17 protein-coding genes, 1 tRNA gene and 1 CRISPR repeat array are annotated in these 17395 nt (G+C 46.6%); of the genes, 8 read left to right on the top strand and 10 right to left on the bottom strand.

What is annotated here, in order from left to right; genetic code table 11:
• Positions 1-397: 397 nt before the first annotated feature.
• Entirely contained in the window at positions 398-646 is a 249-nt protein-coding gene (locus tag NC996_RS27150; protein WP_190527704.1) for a helix-turn-helix transcriptional regulator, read from the bottom strand.
• A gap of 277 nt (positions 647-923) precedes the next feature.
• On the opposite strand from NC996_RS27150, the gene NC996_RS27145 reads away from it, so the two are divergent.
• Positions 924-1133, top strand: a complete 210-nt coding sequence (locus NC996_RS27145) for a hypothetical protein (protein WP_190688614.1) — start codon at positions 924-926, stop codon at positions 1131-1133.
• Positions 1134-1135: 2 nt separating this feature from the next.
• Complete coding sequence (locus NC996_RS27140) at positions 1136-1513, top strand: hypothetical protein (protein ID WP_199303283.1); 378 nt, start codon at positions 1136-1138, stop codon at positions 1511-1513.
• 72 nt (positions 1514-1585) lie between these two features.
• Here NC996_RS27140 and NC996_RS27135 read toward each other — a convergent pair whose 3' ends face one another.
• Complete coding sequence (locus NC996_RS27135; RefSeq protein ID WP_190688611.1) at positions 1586-3268, bottom strand: GspE/PulE family protein; 1683 nt, start codon at positions 3266-3268, stop codon at positions 1586-1588.
• 33 nt (positions 3269-3301) lie between these two features.
• On the opposite strand from NC996_RS27135, the gene NC996_RS27130 reads away from it, so the two are divergent.
• Positions 3302-3487 carry a hypothetical protein gene (locus tag NC996_RS27130; protein ID WP_190527697.1) on the top strand — a complete coding sequence of 62 codons (186 nt, stop codon included), beginning with the start codon at positions 3302-3304 and terminating at the stop codon, positions 3485-3487.
• A gap of 37 nt (positions 3488-3524) precedes the next feature.
• Complete coding sequence (locus tag NC996_RS27125) at positions 3525-4061, top strand: Uma2 family endonuclease (RefSeq protein ID WP_190435263.1); 537 nt, start codon at positions 3525-3527, stop codon at positions 4059-4061.
• A 75-nt stretch (positions 4062-4136) separates the two neighbouring features.
• On the opposite strand, the gene NC996_RS27120 is transcribed toward NC996_RS27125, so the two are convergent.
• The gene (locus NC996_RS27120) at positions 4137-5474 is read right to left on the bottom strand and encodes a dihydrolipoamide acetyltransferase family protein (RefSeq protein ID WP_190435266.1); all 1338 of its coding nucleotides are present in this window, start codon (positions 5472-5474) and stop codon (positions 4137-4139) included.
• Between the two features lie 198 nt (positions 5475-5672).
• Here NC996_RS27120 and NC996_RS27115 point away from each other — a divergent pair, with 198 nt between their 5' ends.
• A complete protein-coding gene (locus tag NC996_RS27115; protein ID WP_190688609.1) occupies positions 5673-6188 on the top strand; it encodes a hypothetical protein in 516 nt (171 codons plus the stop codon).
• 74 nt (positions 6189-6262) lie between these two features.
• On the opposite strand, the gene NC996_RS27110 is transcribed toward NC996_RS27115, so the two are convergent.
• The 6 genes from NC996_RS27110 to recQ form a co-directional block, all read right to left on the bottom strand.
• A complete protein-coding gene (locus NC996_RS27110; RefSeq protein WP_190414598.1) occupies positions 6263-6712 on the bottom strand; it encodes a YlqD family protein in 450 nt (149 codons plus the stop codon).
• Positions 6713-6849: 137 nt separating this feature from the next.
• Positions 6850-8829, bottom strand: a complete 1980-nt coding sequence (locus tag NC996_RS27105) for a long-chain fatty acid--CoA ligase (protein ID WP_190688607.1) — start codon at positions 8827-8829, stop codon at positions 6850-6852.
• 339 nt (positions 8830-9168) lie between these two features.
• The gene (locus tag NC996_RS27100) at positions 9169-9633 is read right to left on the bottom strand and encodes a DUF29 domain-containing protein (protein ID WP_190688603.1); all 465 of its coding nucleotides are present in this window, start codon (positions 9631-9633) and stop codon (positions 9169-9171) included.
• 362 nt (positions 9634-9995) lie between these two features.
• Positions 9996-10700 (bottom strand): hypothetical protein, encoded by a 705-nt coding sequence (locus tag NC996_RS27095; RefSeq protein WP_190688600.1) that lies wholly within the window; start codon positions 10698-10700, stop codon positions 9996-9998.
• Positions 10701-10966: 266 nt separating this feature from the next.
• The gene (locus NC996_RS27090) at positions 10967-11779 is read right to left on the bottom strand and encodes a hypothetical protein (RefSeq protein ID WP_190688598.1); all 813 of its coding nucleotides are present in this window, start codon (positions 11777-11779) and stop codon (positions 10967-10969) included.
• Positions 11780-12347: 568 nt separating this feature from the next.
• Positions 12348-14501: a DNA helicase RecQ gene (gene recQ, locus NC996_RS27085; protein ID WP_190688595.1), complete on the bottom strand. Its 2154-nt coding sequence runs from the start codon at positions 14499-14501 to the stop codon at positions 12348-12350.
• Between the two features lie 200 nt (positions 14502-14701).
• Between recQ and NC996_RS27080 the strand changes: the two genes are divergently transcribed.
• The 3 genes from NC996_RS27080 to NC996_RS27070 all read left to right on the top strand — a co-directional run bounded on the left by NC996_RS27080 (position 14702) and on the right by NC996_RS27070 (position 16098).
• Positions 14702-14986 carry a DUF427 domain-containing protein gene (locus NC996_RS27080; RefSeq protein WP_190688591.1) on the top strand — a complete coding sequence of 95 codons (285 nt, stop codon included), beginning with the start codon at positions 14702-14704 and terminating at the stop codon, positions 14984-14986.
• A 153-nt stretch (positions 14987-15139) separates the two neighbouring features.
• Complete coding sequence (locus NC996_RS27075; RefSeq protein ID WP_190688589.1) at positions 15140-15922, top strand: SDR family NAD(P)-dependent oxidoreductase; 783 nt, start codon at positions 15140-15142, stop codon at positions 15920-15922.
• 94 nt (positions 15923-16016) lie between these two features.
• Positions 16017-16098, top strand: a tRNA-Leu gene (locus NC996_RS27070).
• Positions 16099-16188: 90 nt separating this feature from the next.
• A CRISPR array of direct repeats spans positions 16189-16516; the repeat unit is 36 nt; unit sequence TTGAGCAACGCCTAACGGCATGAAGCCACGAATCAC.
• A gap of 249 nt (positions 16517-16765) precedes the next feature.
• Here the strand turns inward: NC996_RS27070 and cas5 are convergent.
• A partial coding sequence (gene cas5 / locus NC996_RS27065; protein WP_199303281.1) for a type I-MYXAN CRISPR-associated protein Cas5/Cmx5/DevS occupies positions 16766-17395 on the bottom strand: 630 nt, incomplete at its 5' end.

The following is a 17395-nucleotide window of genomic DNA, read 5'->3' as shown; positions in this document are numbered from 1 at the left end:
TATAGCACTGTCTGCCTCGACGATGTCCGTTCTTAGCGGTTTGAGTGGAGTTACATTCAGGGCATTTCATCCTTCTATTATACCAAATCTAGCATTACTCTTTCAGCAACGCCTTTAAATGATTTATAAAATTAGACGTAGTGCAGGCAAGATGTCTGCAACAGTCGCAGGCATCTTACCTGCACTACAGTTCACAACTCAAATAGGATTGCTATAGATGTGGCTAGATAGTTATTACTCCAGCACTTGCTCCAAAGCTAGGACGGGGTATGAAAAAGCTAATATATTCTAGCGTACAGCCGAAGGCTCCTAGCACTCTTTTGCAATTACCAAGCACGACGGCTAGTTTATAGCAAAGCCTGTAGAGATCGCATCCTTCGCACCAAAAACGCGATCGCTACTGTAGTTGTGGTGAACCGAAGTAATCGGGCAGTTCTTCCAAAGTCCATTTCAGCAGCCGACAAAGTGCTTTTAAATCGCGAGGAGTAAGCTTTGGTTCATAAAGCCCTGTCTCCCAATTACTAACTGTCTGGACAGTCTTACCCAGAGCTAATGCAACGTCTCTCTGAGTTAAGCCTAATTCTTCTCTCCGCCGCTTCAGGGGAGACTCCCGATCGTATTCTTGCTGTTGTTGGTCTTTGGTCATGTACTATAAAAATTCTTATATAAAGATGCTTGACAAATAAATTCTAAGAGTGCTTATATAAGATAGATGCGGAAGCGAACGAAGTGACTCAAAAGCCACCATCTGGCTCAGTCGTCTTCAGAGCTTCACAAGATGCCTGCCCTAACTTTAGTTTCTTACATAACTGTCACGCGATCGCATGATCGCTATCTTTGGCTGGGTTTGTTAGCGACAGCCTTGTAAATATCCATTCAAAACCCATAACTAAGTAACTCGCAGCTATGACTGGGAGAGTTTTATGACGTATTACTCCAAACTACATCCGTGGTGCATCGTGCGATCGCTTCCGAATATGCGATCTCTAATTATCGCCCGTTTTCGTCGTCGCAGCGATGCCGAAGCGCATTTGCAAATCCTCAAAGCGAATACCCCAAACGTTCCCTACTCCATCATTTTCGACACAACCCCAGAAACCAGCGGCTCAATAGTTAAACCTGGAGTGAATTGATTATGACAACGTTGTTTCGCCGGATTCAACCGCCAAAGACATTTCGACTCACTGTTGCACTCTTGGCGAAATACCTGAAAATACCAGAATCCTTAATTGGGCGATTCGAGTGTTGGCAAAATGTCCTTTTTGTTCATCGCACAGATCGGGGCGGACAATTTGTGAGTTATCGTCAATTGCGACTCTGGTGGGATATCATCACGCTTTTATTTGAAACTTGCCACACCCCAACCGCACTGCAACAACTCGGACTTCAGATTAAAGAAGATAGCCAGAAATTCTCCGACTACTACAAAGAGATGATGGAAGACCTCCGCCAACTGTGGGTAAAACGCCGAGACTATCTGGGCAGCTTACCAGGAAAGGAAAGCGCCGCATAAAGTCAGTAAAATAGTACCTGTGGAGAAGCGCGAGAGCGAATCTTATGTAGCCTTACCGCAATAGGGCGATCGCTATCCCACCCCCAACGGCGTAAACTGTTCCGTGCGGCTTCCGCCCATAGACTTGCGGCGCGAGAAGGCACTGCGGGGTAGGACGCGCAACACTTCCTCAACCGTTGTGATCCCATTTGTTACCTTTTCTGCGGCTGCCATCCCGAAAGAGAAAAATTTGATTTCCCGTAGGTAGCGATTCAGCTGCGTCATCGTGCCGTCATAGATAATTTCGCGCACCGTATCATCGATATCCAGCAACTCGACAATTGCCTCTCGCCCCAGATAACCAGAATTGAAACACTTGGCGCAGCCCTTACCCTTGCGCCAAGTGGTTGAATTTGCCTGAGTTGGCTCTAAACTCAGTACCTGCAAATCTTTCTCCGTTGGCTTATAGGGTGCCGCACAGTGAGGACAGACTCGGCGCACCAAGCGCTGAGCCACAATTCCCAAGAGAGCATCACTAATTAAGCCAGGATCTGGGCCAATATCTTTGATTCTGGGAATCGCACCGGGAGCATCGTTCGTGTGCAGTGTGGTAAAAACTAAGTGACCCGTTAGCGCCGCCCGAACTGCGGTTTCTGCGGTTTCGTGGTCGCGGATTTCTCCCACCATGATGATATCCGGGTCTTGGCGCAAAATTGATCTCAAGCCTGCCGCAAAGGTCATTCCCGCCGCTTCATTGACCTGAGTTTGAGTAATGCGGGGCAAAATGTACTCCACCGGGTCTTCTACCGTCACCACATTGACGTGTTCCCTGGCGACGGATTGCAGACTGGTGTACAGCGTACTGGTTTTACCGCTCCCTGTCGGGCCGGTGAGGATTATCATCCCTTGGGGCTGTTCCAACCAGGTTTTGTAGGTTTCGAGAGTTGTGGGAGTGAATCCCAAGTTTTGGATTTTAGAAAAGGGGTTTTTGCGCGGGAGTAAGCGAATCACTGCTTTTTCCCCACCCACACAGGGAAGGGTACTGACGCGCATATCCATTCCCAGTTCTAGTTCTTCGCCAGAAGCATATTTCTCTCCAATGCGTCCATCTTGGGGGCGGCGGCTTTCGGCAATATCGATTTCAGACATGACTTTGAGGGCGACGATGACCTTGCGGCTGACATCGACTGGCAGAGTGGTAATGTCCCGCAAGACGCCATCAATGCGATAGCGGACTCTTAAGCCTTCTGGTGCGGGTTCCATGTGGATATCGCTGGCGCGGTTCCGCAATGCCCCGGAAATCAGGGTTTTGAGCCGTCCAATCTGGTCAACTGCTTTGGAGAGGTATAGCTCAGTCGTTTCGCTGATGTTTTCTTGCTCTTGCTCGCCCGTGAGAGGATTCACTAAGGGAGTCGAGGAAATGCGTTTGGGGTCGAGGTTTTGGGTGTGATACCAGGTGCGATAGCTCTTGTCGGCAATTGGGATAATTTTGATATCGGTTAAAGTGCGATCGCTCAATTCTCTAATCGCCTCTAGAGAAAGAGCCATCGGACTTCCCAGGTAGTAACAGTTTCGCCACAGCAGCAGGGGAACTACCGGAGGTAAAAACTTTCGATCCGGAAATTCTCGAAAAAATCGGTAACTGACCTCTCGATCCAACAGAGCTAAGTGGAGCGTTCCTTGCTCGTCTACCAGGAGTTTTAGCGCTTCTTCACAGTTAATTTCACGATTTTTCAGCCGTTGCCAAGCGGATGAAGCAGGAGGGGAGGTTTGCATTCTTGTTTCCAGCGAAAAATCAACAGCTGGGGGTTGAGACTACACCAGCCTAACTTAGGCGATCGCTCTGTGACATCAGAAGTGTACGTAAAACGGTGTCTAAGGCGAAGCGATCGCGTTTGTAATGTGGGGGATGCGATCGCGAAAGCTCCAAAGCTCCAAACTTTGCCCTACACCATTTTTTTGCTGCCCAGAGTGAGAAAAGAAACCGCTAAGTAATAATAAAGGCAAGTATTGTAACAGCGAGTAGATAGCAATGGTAACTTCTATTATCTCAAAGGAATACTCACTAAAAGATTGGATGCTCAATCCCCCAGATAATACAGAGTGGGTGGATGGAGAATTGGTGGAGAAAAACGGAGTGACACTCAAGCATAGTCGGATTCAGTTAAAACTAGGCTCTTACTGGAGAATTTACAAAGACTCCAGCGGACAAGGGGGAGAAGTTTATACAGAGGTTCCTTGCCGCACTAATCAGCAGGGACGTTCTCCGGATGTTGCTTATCTGACAGCAGAACTAATTAACCAGTTTGGAGAACCTGCTGTATTTCCCAGGAGTTTCCCGCTAATTGCTGAGATTGTTTCGCCTACGGATATTGCTGAAGATGTAATTGCTAAATCTCAAGAATATTTACAATCTGGTGCTGAGGAAGTTTGGCTAGTGTTTCCTGATAATCTTTGGATTATTGTAGTGACTCAAAATCAACGACTTGTATTTATTTCTGGCGAAATTGCTAGCACTCAAGTTGTGCTACAAGGCTTTAGCGTGGCAGTCGATGAATTATTGGGGTGAGGTGTGGATTATTTAATTTTTAAAAGTCAAAAAACAAAAAGGGTGGGCAGTGCCCACCCTTTTTAGAAGGTTAAATTAGAGGGTTAAAGATTGGGCATTGGTTTCAATCAATTTTGCCAAATCTTGCAGGAAAGCAGCGGCATCAGCACCGTAGATAATCCGGTGGTCGGCGGTAAGATTTACCTGCATCTGTCGGCGCACGCCCATCATCCCGTCTTCCGTGGCGACGACTTGAGGACGGGACGCTCCAATTGCTAAGATAGCCCCGGTTCCCGGCGGCAAGATGGCATCAAACTTGTCTACCCCATACATTCCCAAATTCGAGAGGGTAAATGTGCCAGAACTGTATTCTGCGGGTTGCAGTTGCTTGCTTCTGGAGCGTTCGACTAAATCTTTCCAAGTGCGAGATAAAGAGTAAATATCCTGTTGGTCGGCATTTTGCAGAACCGGGGTAATTAAGCCGCCGCCATCCATTGCCACAGCTACAGCAACGTTAATCGCACTGTGATAATGAATTCCTTGGTCTGAGAAGCTGGCATTCACCAAGGGATGTTTTTGCAAGGTTACGGCTACTGCTTTCGCAAGTAGCCCGGTCATGGTGACGCCCTTGGATTTAATCTGCTTGTAGAGCTTATCTAGATTATCCGTGGTGATAGTGTAACCGACGCGGAAGGTAGGCACTTGCAGACTGGCTACCATATTCCGCACCACGGCGTTTTGCAGCGTGTTGAGGGGGACGACGCTACCGGGAACGGCAACGGCGGGTGCGGTAGCTGCGGCGGCGGGTTTGACGGCGGGTGCAGGTGACGCGGGTGCGACGGGTGCTACTGGAGGGGGAGCCACGGGCGTCATTGTCGGTGTGGCAGTTGTACCGACGGGTTGTTTACCTTTATTCGCCAATGCTTCCACATCTTCTGCGACAATCCGACCGTGGGGACCACTGCCTTGCAAGGTACTCAAATCGACGCCCAGCTCTTTGGCTAACTTCCGGGCACGGGGGGAGACAATGCTGCGTCCATTGCGACGGGCGGCGGCTGGTGTCGTTTCTACAGGGACTGGGGCTGCGGTGGCTGGGGCTGCGGTAGGTTGGGCAGGAGCGGGAGCGGATTCGTTTACCGATGGCGTTGCGGGGGCAGAACCAGGAGCCTGTTGCTTGGCTGTTTCGATTTCGGCTTCGGTTTCGGCGACGAGCGCGATCGCAGCGCCAACTGGAGCTGCTTCACCGGCAGGTACGATAATGGTGGCGAGATATCCTTCGTAGAAGGACTCCACGTCCATATCAGCTTTGTCCGACTCGACAACCACCACGGTTTCGCCTTTTTCCACTTTGTCGCCGGGAGATTTGACCCAGGAGACAATTTTGCCTTCGGTCATGGTGGAACTAAGGGCGGGCATGAAAACTTCGTGAATCATGGGGTGTCTTCCGAATCGACAGTCTATATAAACAAGATTAAAGCCAGATTGAATTGTATCTTGACCGATGGTCATTACAACTATCCGACTCTACAACAGTCTATTGAGTTTGTATCCTTCAACGCCGAATTCTCCGGACGTTGGTGCTGCTGAATAGAATTGGATAGAGAAAACTAATTCAAACTCTCTATTATAACGATGTCTGGCAAGTTTAAATCCCTCGTGGTGTTAGTCGGTATGGCACTGGGCTTGAGTGCTTGCAGCATCAGCAACAGCACTCAATCAACTCCCACGCCTGCCAGCAGTCCAAGTGTTGAGCAATCCTCCCAACAGGTAAGCCAAAATGCACCTGTAGCAGAGGTTGAGCGAACTAAGTATAAACCGATACCGCTACAAGAGATTAAGTCCGCTAACTCTTTGAAGGGAACTGACCCCAAAGCGATCGCAATTGCTCACTTCGGTCAAACTGAATCCGAGGGGGGGACGCGGGAAGTTACGCTTGAGTATCCGCAACAAAATCTAGCGGTTGTAACGATTACCCAAACCGGCGTTGCAGATGATTCTGTCGGTGCTATCAGGCATCGCGTTGAATTGGTGCCGACCTCCCCATCAGCTCAAACACCCAAGGAATGGAAATTGGCATGGGCTGGTTCCCAAGTCAAGTGTCATGTGGGGCGAGGTCATCAAGATTGGTCAACTCAAAATTGTCAGTAGATGCCCCAATATTGGCAAATGGCGAATGGCAATCTCCGAATTACCCATTCGCCATTCGCCATTAAGCATTCGCATTAAATTTCCCCGCGAATTTCTTCTACAATTCCATCGCGCAGGAGAATTTCTACCTGCATTTTTTGAATCAGATTATCTCCCGGCTCTACTTTAAAGAAGCCTTCAATCTGACCGTGATTCACTTCGTCGTTGAGTTCTATCAGCTGCACTTGTTGCAACTGTTGCAGAAGTTGATTTTTCTGCTCAAGCAGTTCGCTTTTCTTTTGATTAACCTGGATTTGGATATTGTCAATTTGTTGCATCACTTGAGGGCCAGGGGGTTGCAGATTCTGCTTTTGAATTTCTGAGATTGCCCGCTGTCCTTGCATTTCAAGCTGTTGCAACTGAGAGTCAAGCTGGTTAATTTGCGCCTGGAGTTGTTGCTGTGCTTCCTCTTTCCAACGAGGAGTAACAACGGCCTTGATTGTAACGGGTCGCTTCAGCAGCAGGTGTGATTGAGAAACATCCATATCCGTTTTGCTTGGAAAAATTAAAGAGTAAAGGTTTGTAGGAAAGGCGCTCAGGGTGAGAGCTAAAGGATGAAGGCGGTGTGTGTAGTTCGCACTACACTTCATCCTTCAGACTTTTTTCCAACTTTCCGACCAAATCAGGCAAACATCCCGTCGATCATATCGCGGTAGCGTTCCATTACGACAGGTCTGCGGATTTTCAACGTCTGGGTCATCATGCCATTTTCAATGGAGAACGGCTCCAGAATCAGCTTAAAGAGACTTATCCGGTCATCTGGGCGATAACCAGGACGATTTTGCACCTCCCGGTTTAATTCTTTCTTGAATAATTCCTGAACAATCTTACTATTCAGGTCAATTTCTTGAGTGGATGCAGTCGGGATATTGCTAGCTGAGGAAGTTTGTTCTGGGAGACGCAAGTGCAGATTGTTGTCTGCTGCCCACTTTTGCAAAGCTTCCAGATTGGGGACAATTAAAGCACCTAGCGATCGCTCATCTTGACCCACCAACACAATTTGGTCAATATAAGAACTCCGCAGACAGGCATCTTCAATCGGCTGGGGTTCGATGTTTTCGCCGTTGGTTAAAACTATCGTATCCTTCGCCCGACCTGTCAGCACTAAGTCATTCGCCTCTGTTAGCCAACCCAAATCGCCGCTATCAAACCAACCTTCAGTGTCAATTGCCTTGGCAGTCGCTTGGGGATTTTGATAATATCCCTGCATCACTTGTGGCCCTCGTGCTAAAACCAGACCGCGACTCCCAGCCGGAAGGGGTTTTCGGGTTTCGGGGTCAACTATTTTAATTTCCGTTCCTGGCAGAAATCGCCCAGATGAACCCCGCAAATTACACCAAGACTGACGAGCTGTTAAGACGGGGGATGTTTCTGTAAGACCATAGCCCACCAGCACCTCAAGTCCAATAATTTCAAAAAAGTTTTCCAGGTGCATGGCAAGGGAGCCGCCGCCACTGATGACGTACTTTAATTTGCCTCCGGTGGCTTCTCGGACTTTTCCATACACTAATTTCTCGGCAAGCGCATGGGCAGGAGCCAAGGCAACCATTTGGCTTCCAGCTAATAGCCGTTCTTGCATGGAGGGAGGTTGAGGTTGTAAGCGCAAGTTTTGCCAAGTACGGCGAGCTTCAATGTAGCGCTGACTAATGCTTAGCAGATTTTTAACCAGTTTCTGCTTGTTTGCAGGTTGTTCGCGGAACTGCTTCTGGACGCCTTCGTAGATAGACTCCCACAGTCGAGGGACAGCAATTAAATAATGGGGTTGGAATTCTTTAAAGTCTTTTTTGATGTGGCGAATGCTCGTGTAAATCTGGGTGCAACCGTGGGAGAGGAAAAAGTATTCGCCAGTGCGCCCGAAGCTGTGCCAAGTGGGGAGAATCGTCAGGACAGGTTCGCCCGGTTGCGGCTGAACGATGGTTCCCAAGTTGGTAATCTGGTGGAGCAGGTTGCCATGCGTCAGCATCACACCTTTGGGCTTGCCGGTCGTACCAGAAGTATAAATCAGCGTCGCCAGCATTTCTCGGTTTTGCTTCACCGGCTGCAAGGATTGATTTTCCCCTGCTGCCATGACCCCAGAGAAGTTCAGCATTTTCAGGGTGGATTCTTCGGGGGGTTCTTCTTCGGAGAGCAAGACGACTAGCTGAATCGGCAGGTCGTTGAGGCGTTCCCTGAGTTTTTTTAGCGTCTTCAGGTCTTCTACCACTAAAGTAGTGCTGCCGCTATCTGCCAGTATAAATAGTAACTCTTCCCGCTCTGCCTGAGAGCTACGCACGATATCAACTGCCCCAGCGGTCATCGCCCCTTGGTCGGCAATAAACCAGCGCGGGCTATTATCCGCAATCAGGGCGAGGCGAGATTCTGGCTGTACTCCTAATGCCTGCAACCCAGCGGCAAACTGTTGAATTTGCTGAGCTAATTGGGTGTAAGTTACAACTACCTCTGGTTGAGCGTGGGGATCTCGGAGGGCAATGGTATTACCAAAGTGCGATCGCGCTAGCTGCCAGATAGCCGGTAGAGATTCCACCGAACTGTAATCTACCATGCGGCTAAGGTTAGCACGGTCTCGCTCGCTGAGTTGGAAGGAACTAGGGGCTTTTGACATATTCTATTAATCGCTGCAATCGTTAATCAGCTCTTTTTCCAAAATACTCCTCTGTTGCTTCAATAACAGGTTTTAGGGACAGAATTGATTGTGTCTATGCTATCTGTGCAAAGCGATCACGTTTGCTTATTTGTAATAATTGATACTTGACTATTGCTACTTGACAGTATATTCTTAAACAGTGGGAATCTGTGCGCCTAAGAAAAACTGAAAGAGGCACACCCATAAATTTTTTAAAACGCAATACCTCAGTATAATGAAGCGCTCGTACTTACTCTCTACTTAGATACGAGAAGCGATCGCATCTAATATACGGCTTAGCGAAAGAATGCGATCGCTCTAATCAGGTAAGTAGCCAGAATCAAGGGCTTCTTCGGGAGTAAAGGGAGGTTCAACTGGAAACGCATCAATTTCCAGTCCCGTTTCAGCAGCCGCTAATTCCCTCGCATCTTGATAGCACTCGTTAAATATCTCAGTAAAGTACGGTTGCAAACTTGGGCTTTCTTTAAATGCTTTTCTGAGTCTCTGGCGATGCTCAACGATACTTGCTAGCCAACTGTTCGAGCGTTTCTCCGATTGATAGCTGTATTTGAGAAGATGTATCAATAAAATTTTAAGATTGCTATAAACTGCCCGTTTCTCACTCCTTCCCATATCGTCAATTTCTTCTAGCAAGTTAGCGACATCAAGCGCAGAGAGTTGTCCTTCTCGCAAGAGTCTAACTGTTGTTTCCAACCAGAGATAATAGTCCTGTTCATATAGGTTAGAGAGATTGTTAGCAGTTGTTGGAAAGGATGATGTCATACTAAAATACTTCACTCCAGTCGTACTTTTAACGTGTCGCAACTGTAGATTTCGCAACCCGTGTGTTGATTTTGACTAAAATCGCTTGGGGTTGCAAAGCTATCTCCAATTTAGCGAATTTGGGAAAGCTGGCTTTAAATCAATACACAACCCAATTACAACTAGAGAGGGAATAAGGAATAATCTGCACGATCACTTGCTCAATTTGTGATATCTTTAACTGCATTTCTGTTTGTTTTAAACAGCGTTGAATAGAGTAACCTTATTGTAGTAAGGTTGCCTTTGCTCTGGTATAAACTATCGTTCAACAAATTGTCGCAGACCTAATTTATCAATACTCCGGTGCAGCCTATTTAAATATGTCATGGCAAAGAGAGTAAACCATAAATTAACTTGTAAGCTTCATTAATAAACAGTGGGTGTTCTCTTTCGATACTTAAATTATGAGTATCAGTAACCGAATTGCCTATTAGCTGAAAATTGAGATATGAATCAGTCCACCTCTTGCCTGAAAAAATATATTCTAGGGTCATAGGTGCAACTTTCCCAGGCTTGGGAGAAAATAGATTACCACTGATTGATGAGATCGCCCAAGCATGAACTTGTTGAAGATGTGAGCTATCTTCCTTACGAGGTTTATCAAGAGACCTATGGGCGCTGTGTTTATCACGAAACTTCTTGTAATCAATGATTGTAGGAATGATTTTATCCCAATCACTGACTCTGGTCTTTACAAAATCAGAAGAGGCGAAGTGGTAAAACTGCCCTAGACGGTTGATATAAGCCACAGCCTCATGAACTAGATACAATTTTTTCTGTTCACACTGAACATCAAGGAATGGTAGTTTAGCAATTTCACTAACTATAGTGCAGAAGCGATCGTGATGATAGTCAAGACCACGCATCATATCGATGGCACCAACTAAGTTAAGGAATCCCTCTTTGAAAACTATTTTGTCCTTTGATCGGACTAATACACACCAACTTCTCAAAGATATAGGAGTTATCTTATCCAGAGGTTGATCGGGAAAAGGATCTTTTAAGTGCCAATCTTTAGGATCAAACATCGGAATGCTCTAGATTACTTGACGAAGTAGTGATAAGGATAATCACCCTTTACATTCTATACTACACTTGTAGTATGGAATGCCTATTCTTACAGAAGTCACAAGCCTCTTAGCTCTTGACTCGTTTGGCTGATACCTGGAATGCCAAGTTTTAGACCGAAGTTCTCCCAAAACGCTTGACTAAAACCCTTAATACCCCTGTTTTACAGAGATTTTTGGAATCCCCTAAACTGAAGAATCTCTCCGATCGCGTTGTCATTACCTTTTTAATTTTGCGCCTGCTGAAACGCTTCTATCTTTTCCTTGCCCGCAGGAAGATCAGAGCCGACGACATAAAAATCTTGTGGATAAATCCAGTGGGTGCCTAGAGGCCCATGAATTTGAATTCCGGTCATGACGGCGTAGTTAAACACAGAGCGATCCAGAGTGTTTAAGAGGGATTCGACATCGTCGGAAATAATTTTAGCTGCCAATTTTGTAACTTCTATCAAATCGGGTTTGTCGCCATAGGTAAGGGATGAAAGAATTTTCTGGCGGATAATTGTTTGTTCAATATCCTGCATATCCATTTCTAGTTTCAGATGACCGGATGCCAATTCTTTGACGACTGTTTCTAATGCTCCACAAGCATGGGAAACTTTTTGAACGCCATCTCGATAAACCTTACCAATATCACCATGTCTAGAAATAGCGATATGGGGCATCGCATAGAAGGTAAAACGACGGATACCATCAACGATAGGGGTATGGTCAGTCGCAGCGGCTAACCCAGTTTTCCCCATCATGACAAACCCGGCTAAGCTGCAACAATTAAAAGTTTTCCCCCAATATCGAATGACTTCAATAAATAGGGGTTCGGCGACTTCATCCCGACAAATTGCTATCATTCCCATCGTGTTTTCGTCACAAAAACCGTAGGCACTCAAGCTTTGGAAAGTCTTTCTCATGTACTTGCTCATGGGGACTGCCCCTGGAAAGTGAGTTTGCAGCGTTTCATGAAATGCTGGAAACACGTTGGGGTCGTATCCATTGAGCGTTTGGGGGATAGTTTCGCCAAGCTGATTGACGTGATGGGTCATCTCTTAACTTCTCCTAAAGAGCTTGCAAAATCCGTCATTGCGTAGCTTAAACTTAACTTCACACCCGTCCTTGAGGATTCGGGCAATATTATTGGTTTTAACACTAGATGAGTGAGAAAGCTCTTGCCCTTGCCATTTCAAAGGTTGGCAAAGCCTCCGAACTCCCTCAGCTAAAGTGTTTAACCACAAATTTTAGACGCTCAACGGTTGCGTCGCCTTCCTTAACCGATGCTTGACTATCAGACGAATGCTGCATCCGATTGAGCCAGCATTCGGCTTCAAACTATTTACGTGATTTGATGGCTTGCTTGAAGTGCAACTGCACGCCCCAAACATTCCTAGTGAAGCGCTTTTCTTGTTTCATCTTGTCGAAGAACCCAACGAGCTTCAGGGAGTAACAGACTACCTTCGGTTATGGCGATCGCCAATATCCTTTACACACATTTCCCCCATTGCACCATACCCCAAAAGTAGTATTTTTTGCTTGCTAACCACTTCAGGAAACGAGAGGTAAGCCTTCGCTTTGCGTACCTTTGCGCTAACCTTTGCGTACCTTTGCGTTAAAAAATTAACCTTTGTTCTCTCGTTTCCACAGCCCTCGTACCAGTCGAATCTCATCAAAAGTATAGATTTCCCCTAGAGAATCTCGAATCTTTGAGAGTGAGGTAGCACCCACCTCTTGAATCGCTTTTAAAATGGGTTCTTGACGTTCTAGGGGTACTAACGAGTTTAAATCGACAGGCTGGTTCATCGAAATTAGTTCCGCTAGATGATCTAGGATAGTGCCTGTCCGCAAGTTACGTTTTAGAGCAATTTCTTCAATGCTCAAACCTTGCATATACAAATCCAGCGTCGCTAACTGGGTGTAGCTAGGGTGATTTTTTTGAGGAATTGACGCAACAGGAGTTGATTTAAAAAGCCCTTGTTCTTTACAATAAGTTTGAATTTCAGTAACAAATCGTTCTCCATATTGAGCTAATTTATAATCTCCAACACCGGAAATTTTGCCAAATTCCGGTAAGCTTTTAGGTTGCATTTGAGCCATCAGCTTTAGCGTAGAATCGGCAAAGACGACGTAGGGAGGTACGGATTGCTCATCAGCGAGTTGTTTGCGAAGCTGGCGCAATTGTTCATACAGCATTTCTACTTCTGCTGCCATTTGCGGCGATTCATCAATTGCAGTAACAATCGGAACGGCAATCTGCACCTCACGGTGACGCCGTAAGATTTCCCAGCTTAAAGCGTTGAGCTTTAAGACAGAATAACCGTCAGTGGTTTGATCGACAAGTCCTTGATGCAAGAGCGATCGCCCTAACATCTTCCAATCTTCTACACTTTTATCAGTGCCGATGCCGTAGGTAGAAAGTTCCTGATGTCCATTCTGATAAATCTTCTGATTTTTTGAGCCGCGCAGCACATCGATAATGTAATTCATCCCGTATCTTTCTTTGCATCTAGCGACACAAGAAAGAAATTTCTGCGCTTCAATTGTCCAATCTTGCACGGGTTTAGGAAAACGGCAGTTGTCGCAGTTGCCGCAATTTCCTGCAAAACGTTCGCCAAAATAACCCAATTGAATTGTGCGGCGACAGTCTGTTCCTTCCGCATAATCAATTACCTGTCGCAATTGTTGACGAGCAATTCTTTGCTCTTGCGGGTCAGTTTTTTGGTCAATAATATATTCAATCGTCTTCAAATCGCCGTAGCCAAAAAAGACAGTACAACGCGCAGGTTCTCCATCTCTTCCTGCCCTTCCCGCTTCTTGATAATAACTTTCTAAATTGCGCGGCAAGTCGTAATGAATGACAAAGCGCACATCTGGCTTATTAATTCCCATGCCAAAGGCAATCGTTGCTACCATTATTCGCACGTCATCTCGAATAAATCGAGTTTGATTGGAAGTCCGTTCTTCATCATCTAACCCCGCATGATAAGGTAGCGCTGAAATGCCATCTTTTTGTAATCGAAAGGCAATTTCATCCACGCGGCGACGACTGAGGCAATAAATAATCCCGGAACCTTCAGTTGTGCGAATTTGCTTTAAGAGTTGGGAGTAAGCTTGTTTTTCTTTTGGCTGAACTTCGTAGTAAAGATTGGGACGATTAAAGCTGGCAATGTGAATACTGGGTTGCCTGAGTGCCAGCTGTTGGATAATATCTTGACGGACGCGATCGGTAGCGGTGGCGGTAAGGGCTAAAAAGGGCACATTCGGATAGCGTTGGCGTAATTGTCGCAATTGCCGATATTCTGGGCGAAAATCATGTCCCCACTCAGAAACGCAGTGCGCTTCATCAATGGCAATCGAGTGAATTCCAATTTGGTGTTGCACCAAATCTAAAAAGGGCAAAAATTTTTCTCCCAAGAGTCGTTCTGGGGCAACGTAGAGTAGTTTGATGCGACGATTGAGGATATCTTGTTCGCGCGATCGCACTTGTCCCCAACTGAGACTACTATTGAGAAACGTCGCGCCAATGCCGTTATCCCGCAACGCTTCTACTTGATCTTGCATCAAGGCAATCAACGGCGACACTACCACGGTTAAGCCGGATTTCAGTAGTGCTGGTAGCTGAAAGCACAAAGATTTTCCTCCACCTGTAGGCATAACAACCAGCAAATCCTGGTTTTGTAGCGCTTCTTCAATAATCTGACGTTGCCCTAGGCGAAAGCTGTCGTAGCCAAAAAAATGTTTGAGTGCCTGTTCGAGAGAAGGAAACTGGGGCATCTTCCGAAGGATGAAGGATGTTAGCTTATCGGCAGGTGAGAGCAGGAGGAAAAGGATGAATTCAGAATTTCTGAATTCTGGCTTGGGAGTTCTGGGGTGGTGTGGGCATCCTAAAACGGCTGCCCTAAATTGGTTGCGCTAACCAGAGCCTGCTTTACGAATCATAATGATACTTGGAAAGTCTATTAGTAAATTAACCCATGCCGAAAGCAATCTGGAATGGTGCAGTTTTAGCCCAAAGCGATCGCACCGAAGTCGTGGAAGGAAACCACTACTTCCCCGCGGACGCTATCAACCAGCAATATTTCAAAGATAGCGATACCCATACCAGCTGTCCTTGGAAGGGTAAAGCCAGTTATTATTCCATCGAAGTTGATGGGCAAGTCAACAAAGATGCGGCTTGGTACTATCCCCAAGCCAAGGACGCCGCCAAGAACATTGAAGGATACATTGCCTTCTGGAAAGGCGTCAAAGTCGAAGCATAAGCCTGTAGAGGCACGGCAATGCCGTGCCCTACGCCTGGAAGGAATTCCCTATCACCTGGCACGATTCCAAACTACGTCTTCCAGAAGACGGATGTACTGTCCCTTCCTTTGTTCAACCATCAATAGTAATCGGGTCAAAGGAGAGGAGGGGCGATGCAACTTAGTGACAAAGTAGCACTGATTACAGGTGCGGGTTCGGGCATCGGCAAAGCGGCGGCGGTGCTGCTGGCGAAAGAAGGTGCAAAAATCGCAGCCCTAGGACGGACTGAAGACGAACTCAACGAAGTCGTTGCCCAAATTCAACAAGCAGGTGGAGAAGCCATCCCGGTACTCGCTGACATCTCCGAAACAGAGGAGATGCAACAAGCGGTGCAACAAGTCATCAATCAATGGGGACGCCTCGACATTGTATTTGCGAATGCCGGAATTAACGGCGTCTGGGCACCGATAGAAGAGCTAGAGCCTGACGAGTGGGACAAAACGATTAAAGTCAATCTGAGAGGCACCTTCCTCACTGTTAAATATGCCGTGCCTCATCTCAAGAAACAAGGCGGATCTGTCATCATCACCTCCTCCGTCAATGGCACGCGGATGTTCAGCAACAGCGGTGCGACAGCCTATTCCTGCACTAAAGCGGCTCAAGTCGCATTCACAAAAATGGTGGCGCTAGAACTAGCCAAACACCGCATCCGCGTCAATGTGATTTGTCCGGGTGCCATAGAAACCAATATTGACCAAAGCACCGAACGACGGAGCTTGGAACAAGCTCGTGAACCCGTGGAGTATCCGGCAGGAAAAATCCCGCTAACTGATGGTAAACCTGGCTCCTCTGAACAAGTTGCCAACCTAGTGCTATTTTTAGCCTCAGACGCCTCCAGCCTGATTAGCGGGACGGAAATGTGGATTGATGGTGCCGAATCCTTACTGGCTGGCTAAAACATCCCAGCCCCCCTTGATCGGGAGGGCAAGAACAAATCTCATAAAATGCTGGTATTGGCGATAGTTTCTGCTATGATAGTAAACGCTATGAGCGGATGTGGCGGAATTGGCAGACGCGCTAGATTTAGGTTCTAGTTTCGCAAGAAGTGAAGGTTCAAGTCCTTTCATCCGCATGAGTGACGATCGATAACTCCGTAACTAACTGTGGCTTTACCCATAACTTTGCCATTACGGCAAAGTTATGGGTAAAGCCACAGATCGCTTTGAGCAACGCTTAACAGCATCAAGCCACGAATCACAAGAAAGGGTGAACAAGCTAGCAGGTGGCGGTGGCTCTTGAGCAACGCCTAACAGCATAAAGCTACGAATCACACGAAATTGTTGTAACCTACCTGTCCCTTCACCTGTTCTTGAGCAACGCCTAACGGCATGAAGCCACGAATCACCGTCCTCTAATTCAGCCTGACGAATCTTGACACTGACTTGAGCAACGCCTAACGGCATGAAGCCACGAATCACTGGGCATTGGGCTGCTGTAAAACGGTAATCTATTTTTTGAGCAACGCCTAACGGCATGAAGCCACGAATCACAGCAAAGGTGAAAACCCTTAACTGAGGTAGGTTTATTTACAATTTTACAAGTACCTTCCAGATCGAGAAACCAAAAATACAAAACTTACCCAAGTTTCCCTTACTTTCAGCCCCTCAAACCCAATGCCGACAAAATTTCCGAAAAATGGCAAGCACCTTTTTCCTTGCCTAAATTGCCATATCCCTTAACCTGCAAACATTTCCGCCATTTTTTTACCCTAAATTCCTTGTCCCATATAGAGATGCTTGTCAAATCGGAGATTGAATCATCGTCCACGCCAAATCAGGAGGTGGTGAGCTTGGCATTTCCTCCATCCGATACCTCAAAAATCGGGTATTTTTTGACCCTACATGGTCAACCCAATAGGGTAAGGTTAACCTGCCTCGATTATCCCTAATCGCCCACTGTCTGACTCCCTCTAGATAATCTTCCCTTGCAAGTTTGATTGTTTTAATCAACTGGTCACTTTCTCCCAAAAATAAACAACCAAACCGTCTTACTAGCTCAGGATGGTCAAACGCGAACTGTATCCTCTCCCTTAAACTTGGTTGTATCTTTTCCCCGTCAGAACGAACCCAAATCAAACACTTCAGATTAGACAAGATTTCTTGATAACAGGGAATAACATTCTCTGGATGGCTAAAATCAGCATTCTTAAACCGTCTCATTTGACGCAAAATTCGTGACTTTTTGGGGGTAGATAACATCGCGATCACTAATTCTACCCCACAGTGGTGATAGACATCCGTTTCCCCTACCAAAGACAACAACATCCCATACACTGTCGCTGGAGGAGGGACAGGATAGCTTTTTCCCATTTCCCTTGCATGGGACTCCCGAAAAGTCGCAAATGGAACATCCAAATAGAGAATTAATGG

This window comes from Trichocoleus sp. ST-U2 (assembly GCF_039961875.1).
Taxonomy (GTDB): domain Bacteria; phylum Cyanobacteriota; class Cyanobacteriia; order Cyanobacteriales; family FACHB-T130; genus FACHB-T130.
The sequence above is the reverse complement of the archived record's forward strand: the minus strand, read 5'-3'. Positions and strand labels throughout refer to the sequence as shown.